Source organism: Allobosea sp. UNC402CLCol (assembly GCF_000745475.1).
In the GTDB taxonomy this organism is placed as follows: domain Bacteria; phylum Pseudomonadota; class Alphaproteobacteria; order Rhizobiales; family Beijerinckiaceae; genus Allobosea; species Allobosea spartocytisi.
Genome location: NZ_KN050692.1, coordinates 468,281 through 484,262 on the forward strand (window position 1 = coordinate 468,281; position 15,982 = coordinate 484,262).

12 protein-coding genes, 1 tRNA gene and 1 pseudogene are annotated in these 15,982 nt (G+C 68.2%); 5 read left to right on the plus strand and 9 right to left on the minus strand.

All coding sequences use genetic code 11. The annotated features are described in order from the left end of the window. Window positions 1-210: 210 nt before the first annotated feature. Entirely contained in the window at window positions 211-1,953 is a 1,743-nt protein-coding gene (locus GY40_RS24920; protein ID WP_038368177.1) for an ABC transporter ATP-binding protein, read from the minus strand. A gap of 163 nt (window positions 1,954-2,116) precedes the next feature. Here GY40_RS24920 and GY40_RS24925 point away from each other — a divergent pair, with 163 nt between their 5' ends. The 4 genes and pseudogenes from GY40_RS24925 (at window position 2,117) to GY40_RS24940 (ending at window position 5,953) form a co-directional block, all read left to right on the plus strand. Further along, a complete protein-coding gene (locus GY40_RS24925) occupies window positions 2,117-3,571 on the plus strand; it encodes a phospholipase D-like domain-containing protein (protein ID WP_038368179.1) in 1,455 nt (484 codons plus the stop codon). An 87-nt stretch (window positions 3,572-3,658) separates the two neighbouring features. Beyond that, window positions 3,659-4,453, plus strand: a pseudogene (locus GY40_RS24930) (endonuclease/exonuclease/phosphatase family protein); the annotation flags it as partial. A gap of 441 nt (window positions 4,454-4,894) precedes the next feature. After that, complete coding sequence (locus tag GY40_RS24935; protein WP_051988495.1) at window positions 4,895-5,410, plus strand: chromate transporter; 516 nt, start codon at window positions 4,895-4,897, stop codon at window positions 5,408-5,410. Window positions 5,411-5,416: 6 nt separating this feature from the next. Then, window positions 5,417-5,953, plus strand: coding sequence for a chromate transporter (locus tag GY40_RS24940; protein ID WP_038368185.1), 537 nt, complete (start codon window positions 5,417-5,419; stop codon window positions 5,951-5,953). Between the two features lie 16 nt (window positions 5,954-5,969). Here the strand turns inward: GY40_RS24940 and GY40_RS24945 are convergent. Both GY40_RS24945 and recJ read right to left on the minus strand, forming a co-directional pair. Further along, a tRNA-Glu gene (locus tag GY40_RS24945) sits at window positions 5,970-6,044 on the minus strand. Between the two features lie 130 nt (window positions 6,045-6,174). Then, window positions 6,175-7,980, minus strand: a complete 1,806-nt coding sequence (gene recJ / locus GY40_RS24950) for a single-stranded-DNA-specific exonuclease RecJ (protein WP_038368188.1) — start codon at window positions 7,978-7,980, stop codon at window positions 6,175-6,177. A 125-nt stretch (window positions 7,981-8,105) separates the two neighbouring features. Between recJ and GY40_RS24955 the strand changes: the two genes are divergently transcribed. Continuing rightward, on the plus strand, window positions 8,106-9,761 hold the full coding sequence (locus GY40_RS24955; protein ID WP_038368192.1) for an FAD-binding dehydrogenase: 1,656 nt from the start codon (window positions 8,106-8,108) through the stop codon (window positions 9,759-9,761). Window positions 9,762-9,927: 166 nt separating this feature from the next. Here GY40_RS24955 and glpX read toward each other — a convergent pair whose 3' ends face one another. The 6 genes from glpX to GY40_RS24985 all read right to left on the minus strand — a co-directional run bounded on the left by glpX (window position 9,928) and on the right by GY40_RS24985 (window position 15,955). Continuing rightward, on the minus strand, window positions 9,928-10,926 hold the full coding sequence (gene glpX, locus GY40_RS24960; protein WP_038368195.1) for a class II fructose-bisphosphatase: 999 nt from the start codon (window positions 10,924-10,926) through the stop codon (window positions 9,928-9,930). A gap of 47 nt (window positions 10,927-10,973) precedes the next feature. Further along, complete coding sequence (locus tag GY40_RS24965; protein WP_038368198.1) at window positions 10,974-12,320, minus strand: homoserine dehydrogenase; 1,347 nt, start codon at window positions 12,318-12,320, stop codon at window positions 10,974-10,976. Between the two features lie 78 nt (window positions 12,321-12,398). After that, window positions 12,399-13,208, minus strand: a complete 810-nt coding sequence (locus GY40_RS24970) for a class I SAM-dependent methyltransferase (RefSeq protein WP_038368200.1) — start codon at window positions 13,206-13,208, stop codon at window positions 12,399-12,401. Window positions 13,209-13,347: 139 nt separating this feature from the next. Continuing rightward, window positions 13,348-13,782, minus strand: a complete 435-nt coding sequence (locus tag GY40_RS24975) for a hypothetical protein (RefSeq protein WP_038368203.1) — start codon at window positions 13,780-13,782, stop codon at window positions 13,348-13,350. 210 nt (window positions 13,783-13,992) lie between these two features. Continuing rightward, window positions 13,993-15,213, minus strand: a complete 1,221-nt coding sequence (locus GY40_RS24980; protein ID WP_038368817.1) for an LL-diaminopimelate aminotransferase — start codon at window positions 15,211-15,213, stop codon at window positions 13,993-13,995. Window positions 15,214-15,499: 286 nt separating this feature from the next. Continuing rightward, entirely contained in the window at window positions 15,500-15,955 is a 456-nt protein-coding gene (locus tag GY40_RS24985; protein WP_038368206.1) for a hypothetical protein, read from the minus strand. Window positions 15,956-15,982: the final 27 nt, after the last annotated feature.

Consider the following 15,982-nt stretch of genomic DNA (forward strand, 5'->3'; position numbering starts at 1 on the left):
GAAGGCGAGTCGAGTCTCCCGTTTCGGCAGTGGACCGCTGACAGCGGGTGGCACGGAAAGATTCCCGGCTTCGTCCAGCGCCGTCATCCCGGACAAGTGGCGAAGCCGCGGCGATCCGGGATCCATGCCTGAATCTCACTCGGAAACGCTCCGGCATGGATCCCGGGTCTGCGCTTCGCTTCGCCCGGGATGACATGATTGTCGGAACAGCTACTCCGCCGCCGTACCCGCCGCCTGCCAGGTCAGCGTCTGCGCCTCGTGCAGCGCCTGGTAAGGCCCGCCGGCGCGGATGAGATCCTCGTGGCGGCCCTGCTCGGCGATGCCGGCCGGCGTCACCACCACGATGCGGTCGGCATGGCGGATGGTGGCGAGGCGGTGGGCGATGACCAGCGTCGTGCGCCCCTGCGCCAGCTCGGTCAGCGATTGCTGGATCGCCTTCTCGGTCTCGGTGTCGAGAGCGGAGGTGGCCTCGTCGAGGATCAGGATCGGCGGGTTCTTCAGGAAGATGCGGGCGATGGCGAGGCGCTGCTTCTGGCCGCCGGAGAGCTTGACGCCGCGCTCGCCGATCACAGTGTCCAGCCCCGCCGGAAGATCGGCGATCATCCGGTCGAGCCGCGCCCGGCGGGCGGCCTCTACGATCTCCGCTTCCGAGGCGCCGAGCCGGCCATAGGCGATGTTCTCGCGGATGGTGCCGGCGAAGAGGAAGACATCCTGCTGGACGATGCCGATCTGGCGGCGCAGCGAGGCGAGCGTCAGCTCGCGGAGATCGATGCCGTCGACGGTGATGCGGCCGGCATCGACCTCGTAGAAGCGCGGCAGCAGCGAGAGCAATGTCGTCTTGCCCGCCCCCGAGGGGCCGACGAAGGCAACCGTCTCGCCGGCCCGGATCGCGAGGTCGATATGGGACAGGATCGGCCTGTCCTTGGCATAGCCGAAGCGCACGCCCTCGAAACGGATGGTCCCCTTGAGCGGCGGCGCCTCGACCGCATCGGGCGCATCGGCGATATCGGGCTCGGTCGCGAGCAGTTCCTGGTAGCGGCGGAAGCCGGCGATGCCCTTCGGATAGGTCTCGATCACCGCCGCGATCTTGTCGAGCGGGCGGTAGAAGACGCCGACCAGCAAGAGGAAGCCAACGAAGCCGCCGATGCTGAGGCTGCCCTGCACGACATACCAAGTGCCGGCCAGCATGACCGCGAGCTGGACCAGGCGCATGCCGAGATAGTTCAGCGCCTGGCTCGCCGCCATGATGCGATAGGCTTCGAGCTTGGTCGAGCGATAGCGCTGGTTGTCGCCGGCGAAGAGCGCGCGCTCATGGGCCTCGTTGGCGAAAGCCTGCACGACGCGCATGCCGCCGATATTCTCCTCCAGCCGGGCGTTGAAGGCGCCGACGCGGCCATATTGCGCCTGCCAGTTGGTGGTCATGCGGCCGCCATAGCGGGCGACGATGAAGCCGGCGAGCGGCACGATCAGCGCCGTGATCAGCGCCAGATGGACATGGACCGAGAGCATCAGCAGGAAGGCGCCGACGAAGGTCATCACCGCGATGAACAGGTCCTCCGGCCCGTGATGGGCGACCTCGCCGATCTCCTCCAGATCCTTGGTGACGCGGGCGACGAGATGGCCGGTCTTCTGGTCGTCGTAGAAGCGGAAGGAGAGCTTCTGGAGATGGTCGAAGGCGCGCCGGCGCATCTCCGTCTCGATATTGATGCCGAGGCGGTGGCCCCAATAGGTCACGATCGCCATCAGCCCGGTGTTGAGCCCATAGATCGCGAGCAGCAGGACGCCCGCGAGCAGGATCAGCGGCCAGTCGCCGCGCGGCAGCAGGAGATCAACGAAGGCCTTCATCGCCATCGGAAAGCCGAGCTCGAGCAGGCCGGACAGCACGGCGCAGCCGAAATCGACCAGGAACAGCGTCCGGTGCGGGCGGTAATAGGCGAAGAACTCTCTCAGCATGGCGCGCTCATAGCAGATCGGCGCCGTTTTGCGTCAGCTTCGCGGCAACAGGCCGGATATTCGGAAACCGATATCAGGAGTTTCGATTCAGATCGGAACGGCGGATTGGCCAGTCAAAAAAGCCGCGGTGCCACTTTTCTTCGCCATGCTCTAGCTTCGCCTCATGTGGCAGATTCTCTCGACCTACTGGCCGCACATCCTCGCCGTCATTTCCGTGGTGATGGCGGCGGTGGCCGCCGCGCATGCGGTGATGACCAAGGACGAGGTGCGCGCCGCCATCGGCTGGGCCGGGGTCATCATCCTCTCGCCGATCGTCGGCCCGCTCCTCTATGCCGTCGCCGGCGTCAACCGCATCCGCCGCGCCACGATCCTCTCGCAACGCCCCGGGCCCGGCGCCGCCGCGGATTCCACCCGACGCTTCCATATCAGCCATGACGAGGTCGGCGAGGTCTTCGGCCAGCGCTTCGCGGCGCTGAAGACATTGGGCGACCGCGTCGCGCGCCATCCGCTGACCAAGGGCAACCAGATCGAGACGCTGCGGACCGGCGACGAGGCCTATGCCGCCATGCTCGCCGCCATCGCAGCGGCCGAGCGCAGCGTGATCCTGGAGACCTACATCTTCGACCGCGACCCGCTGGGCCTGAGGATCGCCGATGCGCTGATCGCGGCCTCGAGACGCGGTGTCTCCGTCCGCGTGCTGATCGATTCGGTCGGCGCCCGTTACTCGGTACCCAGCATCGTCGGCCCCCTGCGCAGCGGCGGCGTCACCGTCGCCGTGTTCAACGGCAACATCATCATGGGCCTCAGGCTGCCCTATGCCAATCTGCGCACCCACCGGAAGATCATCGTCGTGGACGGCGCGACCGCCTTCATGGGCGGAATGAACATCCGGCAGGGCTTCACGACGGAATTCGCGGGCGAGGCTTCGGCCCATGACACGCATTTCCGCATCACCGGGCCGGTCGTGGGCGACCTCTTCGCCGTGGCGGCCGAGGATTGGCGCTTCGCCACCGGCGAGGCGCTGACCGGCGCGGACTGGGCGATGCAGGCGCCGGCACCCGTCGAGCGGCCGGTGCTGATGCGCGCCGTGCCCTCCGGCCCCGACTCCTTCCTCGAGACCAATCACAAGCTGCTGATCGGTGCGCTCTCGGTGGCGCGCCGCTCGGTCAGGATCATGTCGCCCTATTTCCTGCCCGACCAGGAACTGATCAGCGCCCTGGTGACGGCGGCGCGGCGCGGCGTCGACATCGACATCGTCGTGCCCTCGGTCAACAACCTCGTGCTGGTCGACCGGGCAATGACGGCGCAGTTCGACCAGATCCTCAAGAATTACTGCCGGATCTGGCGCGCAACCGGCCCCTTCGACCATTCCAAGCTCTTCGCCATCGACGGGGCTTGGGCCTATGTCGGCTCCTCCAATCTCGATCCGCGCTCGCTCCGGCTGAATTTCGAGATCGACGTGGAGGTTCTCGATCCCGGCTTCGCACGCGGGATCGAGGCCCGGATCGACGCCGTGATCGCCAAGGCCGGCAAGGTCACGCTTGCCGGCCTGCGCGCGCGGCCCTATCTCGTACGTCTGATGGACCGGGTGATCTGGCTCGGCTCGCCCTATCTCTGACGAAACGGTGACGAGCCCGGCCTCCCCGGCGGTATAGACTGCGGGTCCGCCCGATTCGATTCCGTGCCGACACAGGCTGGCGCAGCGATGCAGAAGAAGAGCCCAAGCCTGCGGGCCAGCATCATCTCCTCGCTCCGCCAGCGCAGGAACCGGACGGGAACCCTTTCCGGCATCGCCGGCGAACGGCTCTCCGGCACGCTGGTCGCGTCCTACAATGTCCATAAATGCGTCGGCGTCGACGGCCGCTTCGATCCGGAGCGGATCGCCCGCGTCATCGCCGAGATCGGCCCCGACGTCATTGCCCTGCAGGAGGCCGACAAGCGCTTCGGCGAGCGCGAGGGCCTGCTCGACCTCGCCTGGCTCGAGCAGGAAACCGGGCTGGTGCCGGTCCCGCTCGGCAATGCCAGCCGGGCCCATGGCTGGCGCGGCAATGTCGTGCTGTTCCGGCGTGGCATCGTACAGGACGTCCATCAGGTGAGCCTGCCGGGGCTCGAGCCACGCGGCGCGCTCGTCGTCGATCTCGACCTCGAAAGCGGCGCGGCGCTCAGGCTCGTCGCCGCTCATTTCGGCCTGCTCCGGCGCTCGCGCTCGCAGCAGGCGCGCCGGCTGATCGAGATCATGCAAAGCCGGGACGAGCGCCCCACCCTCCTGCTGGGAGACCTCAACGAATGGCGCCTGGGCGAGCGCTCCTCGCTCAAGGAGCTGGGTCCGGCCTTCGGCAGGCTGCCGGTGCCGGTGCCGAGCTTTCCCTCCGGCCTGCCGCTCCTGGCGCTCGACCGCATCATCGCCAACCGGCCGGAAATCCTGTCCGATGTCGAAGTCCACGACACGCCGCTGGCAAGGACCGCCTCGGACCATCTGCCGATCAAGGCCTATGTCGATCCCGGCCTGCAGGGCCTCGCCCTTCCCGAGAGCGCGGAAACCGATGCCGCGACAGCAAGCGAGGCCACGCACGCCATGCTGTCTGAACGCCCCCTGCCCTTGCCGGAGGCGCTCTCGGGCGACACCGGCGAGCGGCGCAACCGCGAACTCGTCCGGAAAGCCGGCGTCCGCCTGAAACGGGCCGTCAGCCGCACCTTGCGGCGGCGCGAGCCTCCTTCGCGCTGATGAAACAGGCGCAACCCGCCCCTCGTCGTGCCGGTCATGACCAGCATGCGCGGGCGTGCTGGCCAGCCGGGACAAAGCCGGCAATGTGGGACGTTCCAGAGTCGCTCGTCTCCCGGAGTTGAGATGCCGGATTCCTCCCCAACGCCTCAGCCCAAAAGCCGGAACGCGGCGCTCCGAAAAGGCCGGGACGAAGCCCCCGCCGAACGCCCGAGCGCGGTGGAGCTCTTCCTGATCTTCACGCGCATCGGGTTGACCAGCTTCGGCGGCGGCCTGAGCGGCTGGCTGCTGCGGGAGTTCGTGCAGCGGCGCAAGCTGATGAGCGAGGAGGATTTCCTGAACGGGCTCTCGATCGCGCAGGCGCTTCCGGGGGTCAACGTCACCAATATGGCGATCTGGATCGGCTACAAGCTCGGCGGGCGCAACGGCGCCATCGCCTCCTGGCTCGGCATCATCGTGCCGGCCGCCATCGTGATCACGCTGATCAGCACCGTCTTCACCGCGCTCGCCGGCTTCGAGCTGACCCATGTCGCGCTTGCGGGCGCCGCCTGCGCCGCGATCGGGCTGTCGCTCTCGATGGGGCTCGTCGCCGCGCGGCGCGTGCCGCGCCGCGTGTTCCCGCTCGCGATCATGGCCGCCACCTTCGTCGCGGTCGCCATCCTGCAATTGCCGCTGATCTGGACGGTGCTCGTCGCCGGCTCGCTCAGCGTCGCCGTGACCTACCACCAGGGCTGACGGACAATGCCGGCCATCGCCATCAGCATCCTGCTGGTCTTCCTGCCGCTCTCGCTGGTGACGATCGGCGGCGGGCAGAGCGCCGTTGCCGACATGCACCGCCAGATCGTCGACGTGCATGGCTGGATGACCGCCTCCCAATTCGTCGACGCCTTCGCGATCTCGCGGCTGGCGCCGGGCCCGGGCTCGCTGCTCGCGACGCTGATCGGCTGGCGCATCGCCGGCTTCTGGGGCGCGCTGGCGGCGACCATCGGCATCTTCGGGCCGACCGCGCTGCTGATCTACGGTGTCGCCCATATCTGGTCGCGCTTCGAGGGTGCGCGATTGCTCAAGGCGCTGGAAAGAGGCCTGCGGCCCGTCGCGGCCGGGATGATCCTGGCGGCGAGCTACGTGCTGATCAATTCGCTCGACAGCGGCTGGATCGGGCGCGGGCTGGCGCTGGCCTCGACCGCGCTGCTGATGGCGACGCCGATCAATCCGCTCCTGCTGATCGGCGGCGGAGCGGGCTGCTTCGTCCTGCTGCACATGGCGGCGCTGATCTGAATCGCTTCGCAGAAAATGGCGCGACCTACGGGAGTCGAACCCGTCTCCCCAGCGTGAAAGGCTGGTGTCCTAACCGATAGACGAAGGTCGCGTGCTCTCGCGGCCGGGGCCGCGTTGCGAAGCGGGGCGAGGTATAGTGGCGGGCGTGCCGCTTCGCAAGCACCCGTTCACAAGAATCGTGAGCCGACCTCCCATTTTCAAAGCAAGCCGGGCGGACGCGCCTAGACGGCCCTGGCGAGGTCGAGGATCCGCAGCTCCGCCGTCTCGTTGCCGCCCCAGCGGTTGAGGCTCAAGGTCGCGGCGAGATGGACCATTTCGCCGCGTGCCGCGATCAGCGCTTGCCCCAGCGGTTCCTGCGCCGCGCGGAAGGCGACGCCGCCGATGCTGGCCCCATCGCCGCTGCGCAGCTTGATACGGATATGGCCGCCACTGCCGATCGGGATGGCATCGGTCAAGCGATGGGCGGGGAAGACGAAGACCGGCTCGGGGCTGCCTGAGCCGAAAGGTCCGGCCTTCTCGATCTCGGCGATGAGGCGCGGGCTGGCGCCCCCCGCGCTCAAGGCGGCATCGACCAGCAGCGCCTCGGCCTCGCTGGCGCCTGCGACCTCGCGGGCGAGATGCTCGTTCAGGAAGGCGTGGAAGGCATTCGCTTGCCCGCGCCCGAGCGTGACGCCGGCCGCCATGGCGTGGCCGCCGCCTTTCACCGCCATGCCGGCCTCGACCGCCGCGCGCACGGCCCGGCCGAGATCGACGCCCGCGACCGAGCGGCCCGAGCCGGTGGCGCCGCCCTCCCCGTTCAGCGCCAGAGCGAAAGCCGGGCGACGGAAGCGCTCCTTCAATCGTGCCGCCACCAGCCCGACGATGCCGGGGTGCCAGTCGGCGCTGCCTGCGAGCAGGACCGGCAGGCTCTCACTCGCGTCGGCGAGCTCATGCTCCGCCTGCGAGACGGCCTCCAGCACGGCGAGGCGCTCGATCTCCTGCCGCTCCTGGTTGAGGCGGTTGAGCTCGGCGGCGATGGCACGCGCCTCGACCTCGTCGGTGGTGAGCAGGAGGCGGGCGCCGAGAGCGGCATCGCCAATACGCCCGCCGGCATTGATGCGCGGGCCGAGCAGGAAGCCGAGATGCCAGGGCTGGACCGGCCCGTCGAGGCCAGCGACATCCATCAGCGCGGTCAGGCCCGGCCGGATGCGCGCGCGCATCATGGCGATGCCCTGCCGGACGAAGGCGCGGTTCAGCCCACGCAGCGGCACGACATCGGCGACCGTCGCCAGCGCGACGAGATCGAGCATCGCGAGCAGATCGGGCTCGCCACCACGCTCGGCCCAGACGCCCTGCCGGCGCAGTTCCCGGCTGGTCGCGACGAGGGCGAGGAAGACGACGCCGGCGGCGCAGAGATGCCCCAGGCCGGAGAGATCGTCCTGACGATTGGGATTGACCAGCGCCTCGACGGCCGGCAGCCGCTCCGGCGCCTGGTGATGGTCGAGCACGACGACATCGAGCCCGAGCCGGCGGGCCTCGGCCAGCGGCTCGTCGCTGGTGGTGCCGCAATCGACGGTGACGAGCAGCGTCGCGCCCTCGCCCGCCAGCATGCGGATGGCCTCGCTGTTGGGGCCGTAGCCCTCGATCAGCCGGTCGGGGATATGGATGCGCGGGCGGGCGCCGGCCTGCTCCAGGAAGCCGGCGAGCAGGGCGGAGGAGCAGGCGCCGTCGACGTCATAGTCGCCGAAGATCGCGACCTGCTCGCGGGCGGCACCGGCCCGTGCCAGCCGCGCGGCGGCGGCTTGCATGTCCGTGAGGATGGCGGGATCGGGCAAGAGATCGCGCAGCTTCGGCTCAAGGAAGCGCAGCGCCTCGGCCGGCTCGACATCGCGGGCGGCCAGCAGGCGCGCGAGGATGTCGGGCAAGCCCTGCTGCTGGCTCAACGCCTCGGCGCGGCCGAGGCCGGCCATGTCGAGCCGGTCGCGCCAGGGTCGGCCGAGCACGGATCGGGTCACGCCGAGAAAAGCACGGGGCTGCATCAGACTCATCGTGCTCCCGGCGTCGCGCAAGCGGAGCACAAGGTCAACCAGCGTCGAACTTGGCCGGCCGGTAACCGGGCGCCATACTGTGCACAAGCAGCCGGCCAAGGCGCAGGATCGGACAGGAAACGCGCATGGAAACAGAAACCGACGTCGTCATCGTCGGCGCCGGCCTGTCCGGCCTCGTCGCCGCCTGCGAGATCGCGGATACGGGCCGGAAGGCCGTGCTGCTCGACCAGGAGCCGGAAGCCTCGCTCGGCGGACAGGCCTTCTGGTCCTTCGGCGGGCTGTTCTTCATCGACAGCCCGGAGCAGAGGCGGCTGCGCATCCGCGATTCGCGCGAACTGGCGGCGGATGACTGGTTCGGCTCGGCCGGCTTCGACCGGCCGGAGGATGAATGGCCGCAGCGCTGGGCAAAGGCCTATCTCGATTTCGCAGCGGGCGAGAAGCGGAGCTGGCTGCATGCGATGGGCATGCGCTGGTTCCCGGTCGTCGGCTGGGCGGAACGCGGCGGCTACCTCGCCACGGGCCACGGCAATTCGGTGCCGCGCTTTCATGTCACCTGGGGCACCGGACCCGGCGTGCTGGAACCCTTCCTGCGCCGCGCCAAGGAGGCCGAAGCCAAGGGGCTGCTCTCGTTCCGGTTCCGCCACCGCGTCACCGATCTCACGAAAAGCGGCGGCGCGATCGACGGCGTCGCGGGCGAGATCCTGGAGCCGAGTGGCGTCGGGCGCGGCGAGAAGAGCGGCCGCACCGTCGCCGGGCATTTTTCACTGAAGGCGCAGGCGGTGATCGTCACCTCCGGCGGCATCGGCGGCAATCACGAGCTCGTCCGGGCGAATTGGCCGGAACGCCTGGGCAAGGCCCCTGCCCGGCTGCTCTCGGGCGTGCCCGATCATGTCGACGGCGCGATGCTTGCGGTCACGGAAGCCGCCGGCGGCCGGCTGATCAATAGCGACCGGATGTGGCACTATGTCGAAGGCATCGCCAACTGGGCGCCGATCTGGCCGCGGCACGCGATCCGCATCCTGCCCGGTCCCTCCTCGCTCTGGTTCGATGCGCGCGGCAACCGGCTGCCGGTGCCGCTCTTTCCCGGCTTCGACACGCTGGGCACGCTCGAGCACATCATGAAGACCGGCCATGGTCATTCCTGGTTCGTGCTCAGCCGCAGCATCATCGCCAAGGAATTCGCGCTGTCGGGCTCGGAGCAGAACCCGGACCTCACCGGCAAGAGCTGGCGGCAGGTGCTGAAGCGCGCGGGCGGCGGCGTGCCGGGGCCGGTGCAGGCCTTCATGGACAAGGGCGAGGACTTCATCGTCGAAACCGACTTCTCCCGCCTCGTCGCGCGCATGAATGCACTCGCCGGCGAGGCGCTGATCGACGAGGCGCATCTGCGCGGGCAGATCGAAGCGCGCGACCGGGCGCTCGCCAACCCCTTCGGCAAGGACATGCAGGTCGTGGCGCTGCGCGGCGCGCGGGCCTATCTCGGCGACCGATTGATCCGCACGGCAAAGCCGCACCGCATCCTCGACCCCGCCCATGGTCCGCTGATCGCGGTCAGGCTCAACATCCTGACGCGGAAGTCGCTGGGCGGGCTGATGACGGATTTGTCGTCACGCGTGCTCGACGCCGTGGGCGAGCCGGTGCCGGGGCTCTATGCGGCGGGAGAAGCGGCCGGCTTCGGCGGCGGCGGCCTGCATGGCTACCGGGCGCTGGAAGGCACCTTCCTCGGCGGCTGCATCTTCTCGGGGCGGGTGGCCGGGCGCGCCGCGGCGGAAGCTGTGGGATAAGACCGGCGGCGTAGCGCCGTCATTCTCGGGCTTGACCCGAGCATCTCATGACGATGGAGGCTCCAGCGCCTCTCTCGGCCTGAGATGCTCGGGTCAAGCCCGAGAATGACGCCCTATTGCAATTTCCGGCGCAGGCCAAAGGCCGGCGCCGGAAACACGGCTCCGCTCAATCGAGCTGGAACTTCGAGAATTCGCGATGCTCGCCGAAGATGCGGCGGACCGTGCCCGTGATCGAGCGATAGACCAGCGTCTCGGTCTCGATGAAGTCCTTGCCGAACTTCACGCCCGAGAGCAGCCCGCCATCGGTGACGCCGGTGGCGCAGACGATGACGTCGCCCGAAGCCATCTCCGACATGTCGTACTTCTTGTTCGGATCCTTGACGCCCATGCCCGCCGCGCGCACGCGCTTCTCCTCGGTGTCGAGGATCAGCCGGCCCTGCATCTGGCCGCCGACGCAACGCAGCGCAGCCGCCGCCAGCACGCCCTCGGGCGCGCCGCCGATGCCGAGATAGAGGTCGATACCGGTCTTCTCCGGCTGGGTGCAGAAGATCACGCCGGCCACGTCGCCATCGGTGATCAGGCGGATCGAGCAGCCGGTCTTGCGGACCTCCTCGATCAGCTTGGCATGGCGCGGGCGGTCCATGATCAGCGTCGAGATCTCATGCGGCTTCACGCCCTTGGCCTTGGCCAGCGCGTTGATGTTGTCGGCCGGCGAGGCGTCGAGGTCGATCACGCCTTTGGCATAGCCCGGGCCGCAGGCGATCTTGTCCATGTAGACGTCGGGTGCGTAGAGCAGGCTGCCGGCGCCGGCCATGGCCATCACGGCGATCGAGCCCGGCATGTCCTTTGCGCAAAGCGTCGTGCCCTCGAGCGGGTCGACCGCGATGTGCACCTTCGGCCCCTGCTTGTTGCCGACCTTCTCGCCGATGAAGAGCATCGGCGCCTCGTCGCGCTCGCCTTCGCCGATGACGATCTCGCCATCGATGGGCAGGCGGTTCAGTTCGCGGCGCATGGCGTCGACGGCGGCCTGGTCGGCGGCCTTCTCGTTGCCATGGCCGCGCAGGCGCGCGGCGGAAACGGCGGCGCGCTCGGTGACGCGCACCAGCTCCATCGAGAGATAGCGCTCGATGATCTGATCCGGGGAGATACGGAGATCGACGGACATGAAATGGTTTCCCCTTGCAATATGGCGGGCGGAATCGACCCGAAGGCCTATTCCCGCTCTATGCGGATGACTTGCGGCGGTTCCGCGACATGGCCGTCGGCCGTGACCTTTTCCAGCGCCGCCCGGATGGCGGATTCGCTCGTGGCGTAGGTGATGAGCACGACCGGCACCGGCGCGCCCGAGCGGCCGCCTGGATCGCGGTTCACGGCTTCCGGCGAGCGGCGCTGGACGATGCTTTCCAACGAGATGTCGGCTTCGGCCATGCGGGTTGCGATCGCAGCCGCGGCACCGGGACGGTCCGCCACGGCAAGGCGGACATAGTAGCCGCCCTCGTGACGCTGCATCGGCGCGCGCGTCGGCTCCTCCAGCCGCCCGACCGGCAGGCCGAAGGGCAGGCCCGCCGTGCCGCGCGCGACATCGGCGATGTCGGCCACCACGGCCGAGGCCGTCGGATCGCCGCCGGCGCCGGGGCCGACCAGCGTGATCTCGCGGACCGCGTCGGCATCGATGCTGACGGCGTTGAGCACGCCCATCACCTGCGCGATGGCGGAGGCTTTCGGCACCATGGTCGGGTGCACGCGCTGCTCGATGCCGGTCTTGGTGCGCTCGGCGACGCCGAGCAGCTTGATGCGGTAGCCGAGCTCGTCGGCCATGCGCAGATCGAGCGGCGTGATCGCGGAAATGCCTTCGACATGAATCGCTTCGGCGTCGATCTTCGTGCCGAAGGAGAGGCTGGTCAGGATGGCGAGCTTATGGGCGGTGTCGAAGCCCTCGACGTCGAAGGTCGGGTCCGCTTCGGCATAGCCGAGGCGCTGGGCGTCCGCCAGGCAGGCCTCGAAGGTCAGCCCCTCCTGCTCCATCCGCGAGAGGATGTAGTTGCAGGTGCCGTTGAGGATGCCGGAGATGCGGCTGACATTGTTGCCGGCCAGCGCCTCGCGCAGCGTCTTCACCACCGGGATGCCGCCGGCCGAGGAGGCTTCGAAGGCGAGCGCCACACCGTTGCTCTCGGCGAGTTCCGCAAGCGCGACGCCATGGGCCGCAAGCAGCGCCTTGTTGGCGGTGACGACATGCTTGCCGGCCGAGAGCGCGGCCTCCACCGTCGCCTTGGCCGGGCCGTCGGAACCGCCCATCAATTCGACCACGCAATCGACCTCGGCCGATTTCGCCAGCGCCACCGGATCGTCGAACCAGGTGAAACCGCCGAGATCGATCCCACGATCGCGCTTGCGGTCGCGCGCCGAGACGGCGACGACGCGGATCGCCCGGCCGCAGCGCGCGGCAAGCGCGTTCTCCTGCCGTTGTAGGATCTTCAGCACCGAGGCGCCGACCGTGCCGAGACCGGCGAGGCCGATGCGCAGAGGCTGGGAGGCGTTCGGGAGGACAGCGCTGGTCATGGGCGCGGGGTCGCATGAGGCGCGATGCGTGTCAACGGAGAGCAACGCTGCCAGGCCTGCGAAATCGCTCCGGCACGACTAGCGCTCGGCCGAAACGACGAAGGCTGAGATGCCTCCTTCGATCGGGCCGGAGCCGAAGCGACGCTCCAGCGCCCTCGCCACGGCCTCGGTCGCGGCCGTCAGCCCCGGCGCGGCGCGCGCCTCGATCTCGCCGCGGATCGGCGTGCCCTGGCAGAAGCCGGTCGCGACATCCAACGCGGAATTGGCGCGGGAACGCTTCTCGACACGCTCGATCGCCGGCCTCCCGAAGCCGCCGGCCATGACATCGAGCTCGATCATTCCGAGATCATGATAGCCATGCGGCGTGCGCTCGATGAAACGCGGAGGATCGGCTGGAAAAACCTCGGCCAGCGCGTCCAGCAGCACCGCCGTGAAATCGTTGCGGGCGACCGCATCCCAGACATTGAAGAGATAGCGCCCGCCCGGCCGCAGGACACGCCGGGCCTCGCTATAACCCTTCGGCTTGTCGGGGAAAAACATCGCGCCGAACTGGCAGGCGACAACATCGAAGCTCTCATCCGCGAAGGGCAGATCGAGCGCGTCCGCCTGCTTGCAAACGACCCTGGCGTCCCCCGCAAACCGTGCGGCGGCGATGTCGAGCATCGCCTGGTTGAGATCCGTCGCGACGATGCTCGCCCCATCGAGGCGCGCCGCCATCGCATGCGTCAGAGCGCCGGTCCCCGCCGCGAGCTCGAGAACATGGGCGGGCCGAGCGGCCACGACCCGAGCCGCCAGGTCCTCGGCATAGGGTTGAAAGATCAGGGGTACGAGCAGCCGGTCGTAGATCTGCGGAATGGGACCGGTGAAAACCTTGTCCGTCTCTTCCATGGCAGCACCTGTCGCAGCAGCCCTCGCGCAGGATAGCCCAGCGACTGACGTAACGGAACCGCCTTGTTCAGAGCCGCGGGTGCAGAGGCGCGGCGCCGATCCGACGGGCAAGCCGCTTCAGCGGCTCCCGCAACGCCTCTCAGCCGAAATGGCAGATCACCTCGGCGGCGACACGCTTCACCTTGCCGTCGTCGAAGGAGAGATAGACCCGCAGCAGATTGCTGACGAAGGCCGTCGCCTTGATCGTGCGCAGCGCTTCCAGCGTCTGGCCTTCCGAGACCGTGCTGTTCTCGACGTCGGGCGTCCAGAACCACGGCTTCGGCGGATCGATCGTCGCATCGGCGAGAATGCGCTCGGCCTCCGCCCTCTCCGTGCCGATCGGGATCCGCCGCGAAACCACATCGGTCACGTCGCGCGCGCATTCGCGGGCATTGCCGGATGACGCCAGGACGTCCCGGACCAGATCGGAGCTGGTGTCGGTGATGCGGCCCTTGGAGTAATCATAGGTCGCGACCAGGCAGACCGCCGCGAAAGCGGCGAAGCCGATGCCGATAAGGCGGCCTTTTCGTTGCATGGAAGCGAGCCCCGGACGCGATACGGAATCTCCCTTCCGCACCGCCCCGGTTCCCATGTTTTGGCGGCGGGGTCCAGAGGCAGTGCAAAGCCGCCACCGTCATTCTCGGGCGAAGCGAAGCGCAGACCCGAGAATCTCATGCAGGATGAGGCGCCTTTCCTTCAGGAGATGCTCGGGTCAGGCCCAAGCATGACGCCCTAACGCCCCGCCCTACCCTGCCTTCGGCATCTGGATGACGTTGTGCAATGTCGCGTCGGCGCCCTTCAGGAAGCGGCCGATATTGCGGGCGGCCTGGCGGATGCGCTGCTCGTTCTCGACGATGGCGATGCGGACATAATCGTCACCATGCTCGCCGAAGCCGATGCCCGGCGCCACCGCGACCTCGGCCTTCTCGATCAGGAGCTTGGAGAACTCCAGCGAGCCAAGATGGCGGAATTTCTCCGGGATCGGCACCCAGGCGAACATCGAGGCTTCCGGCGCGGGGAAGTCCCAGCCGGCCTTGCCGAAGCTCTCGACCAGCGCGTCGCGGCGCTTGCGGTAGATGTCGCGCATCTCGCGGATGCAGTCGTCCGGCCCGTTGAGCGCGGCAGCGGCAGCGACCTGGATCGGCGTGTAGGCGCCGTAGTCGAGATAGGATTTCACCCGCGCCAGCGCCGCCAGCAGCCGCTCATTGCCGACGGCGAAGCCCATGCGCCAGCCGGCCATGGAGAAGGTCTTCGACATCGAGGTGAACTCGACCGCGACATCGATCGCGCCCGGCACCTGCAGCATCGAGGGCGGCGGGTTGTTCTCGTCGAAATAGACCTCGGCATAGGCGAGGTCCGATAGCAGGATGAGTTCGTGCTTCCTGGCGAAGGCGACGAGGTCACGGTAGAAATCGAGCGTCGCGACATAGGCGGTCGGGTTCGCCGGATAGCAGGTGACAAGCGCGATCGGCTTCGGCACCGAATGCATCACCGCCCGTTCCAGCGCCGGGAACATCGCCGGCGTCGGCTCGGCCGGGACGGAGCGAATCACGCCGCCCGCCATCAGGAAGCCGAAGGCATGGATCGGATAGCTCGGGTTCGGCACGAGCACGACATCGCCCGGGCCGGTGATGGCCTGCGCCATGTTGGCGAAGCCCTCCTTCGAGCCGAGCGTCGCGACGACCTGCGTCTCGGGGTTCAGTTTCACGCCGAAGCGACGCTCATAGTAGTTCGCCTGGGCCCGGCGCAGGCCGCCGATGCCCTTCGAGGCCGAATAGCGGTCGGTGCGCGGCTTGCCCGCCGTCTCGACCAGCTTCTCGATGACGTGCTTGGGCGCCGGCAGGTCGGGATTGCCCATGCCGAGATCGATGATGTCGACGCCCTTGGCGCGTTCGGCGGCCTTGATCTTGTTGACCTGTTCGAAAACGTAAGGCGGCAGGCGCTTGATGCGGTGGAAATCGGTCATCTCGAACAGGTCCCTGAAGCACCGATCCGGAAAGCGGCATCCGCTTCCCGGAAAATCCGATGCGATAACAATAGGATAGATCATCGCGGCCGCATCCGTTCGGACGCGCGACGATCTATCTTCGGCCGGCGGCATCGCTCATGCGCAAGGTCACTTCCTTGCGCCAAGGCTGCTTAGCACCGCATCTTTGTTCAGGACAGGGCCAAAAACGCAAGAAATTGCGATCTTCGACCAATAGGCGAGCAGGCATGGGCGCTTGCCCGCAGGGCTTACGGCCCGGAGAGCGTCAGTTCAGCGGCGGAATCTGGGCCGGCTTCGGCGGCGTCGTCGCGGCTCCGAGGGATTTCGCCGTGTTGCCGGCCGCCTCGTTGACCTTCTGCTTTGCCGCGAGCTGCTTCTCGATCGACTCGAAGCCCGCCCGCGGCTTGCAGGGATCCTTGGGATCGCGGATCGGCGGCGGCGTCCTGAAGCGGGCGGCCTGGCCGGAGGGCACATAGGCCGGCGGAGGATTGGGGCCGGGGCAAAGCTGCGCCACCGGGATCGACGAGCCCACCGGGATATACTCCATCTCCGCCGGGCGGGTCGCGCGGACGAAGGCTTTCGATTCCTGCGGCGTCGTCGCCATGCCGATGGCCTCGGCCGAGCTCTTGACCGGGCCTTCCCCGACGCAGCCGGCCAGGGAGAGCCCCAGCAGCGCAGCCGACAGGATGAGCGGCTTTTTCACGGAGAGTTCGATCGGCATGAGGACTTCCGGCGGTTCGACGAATTT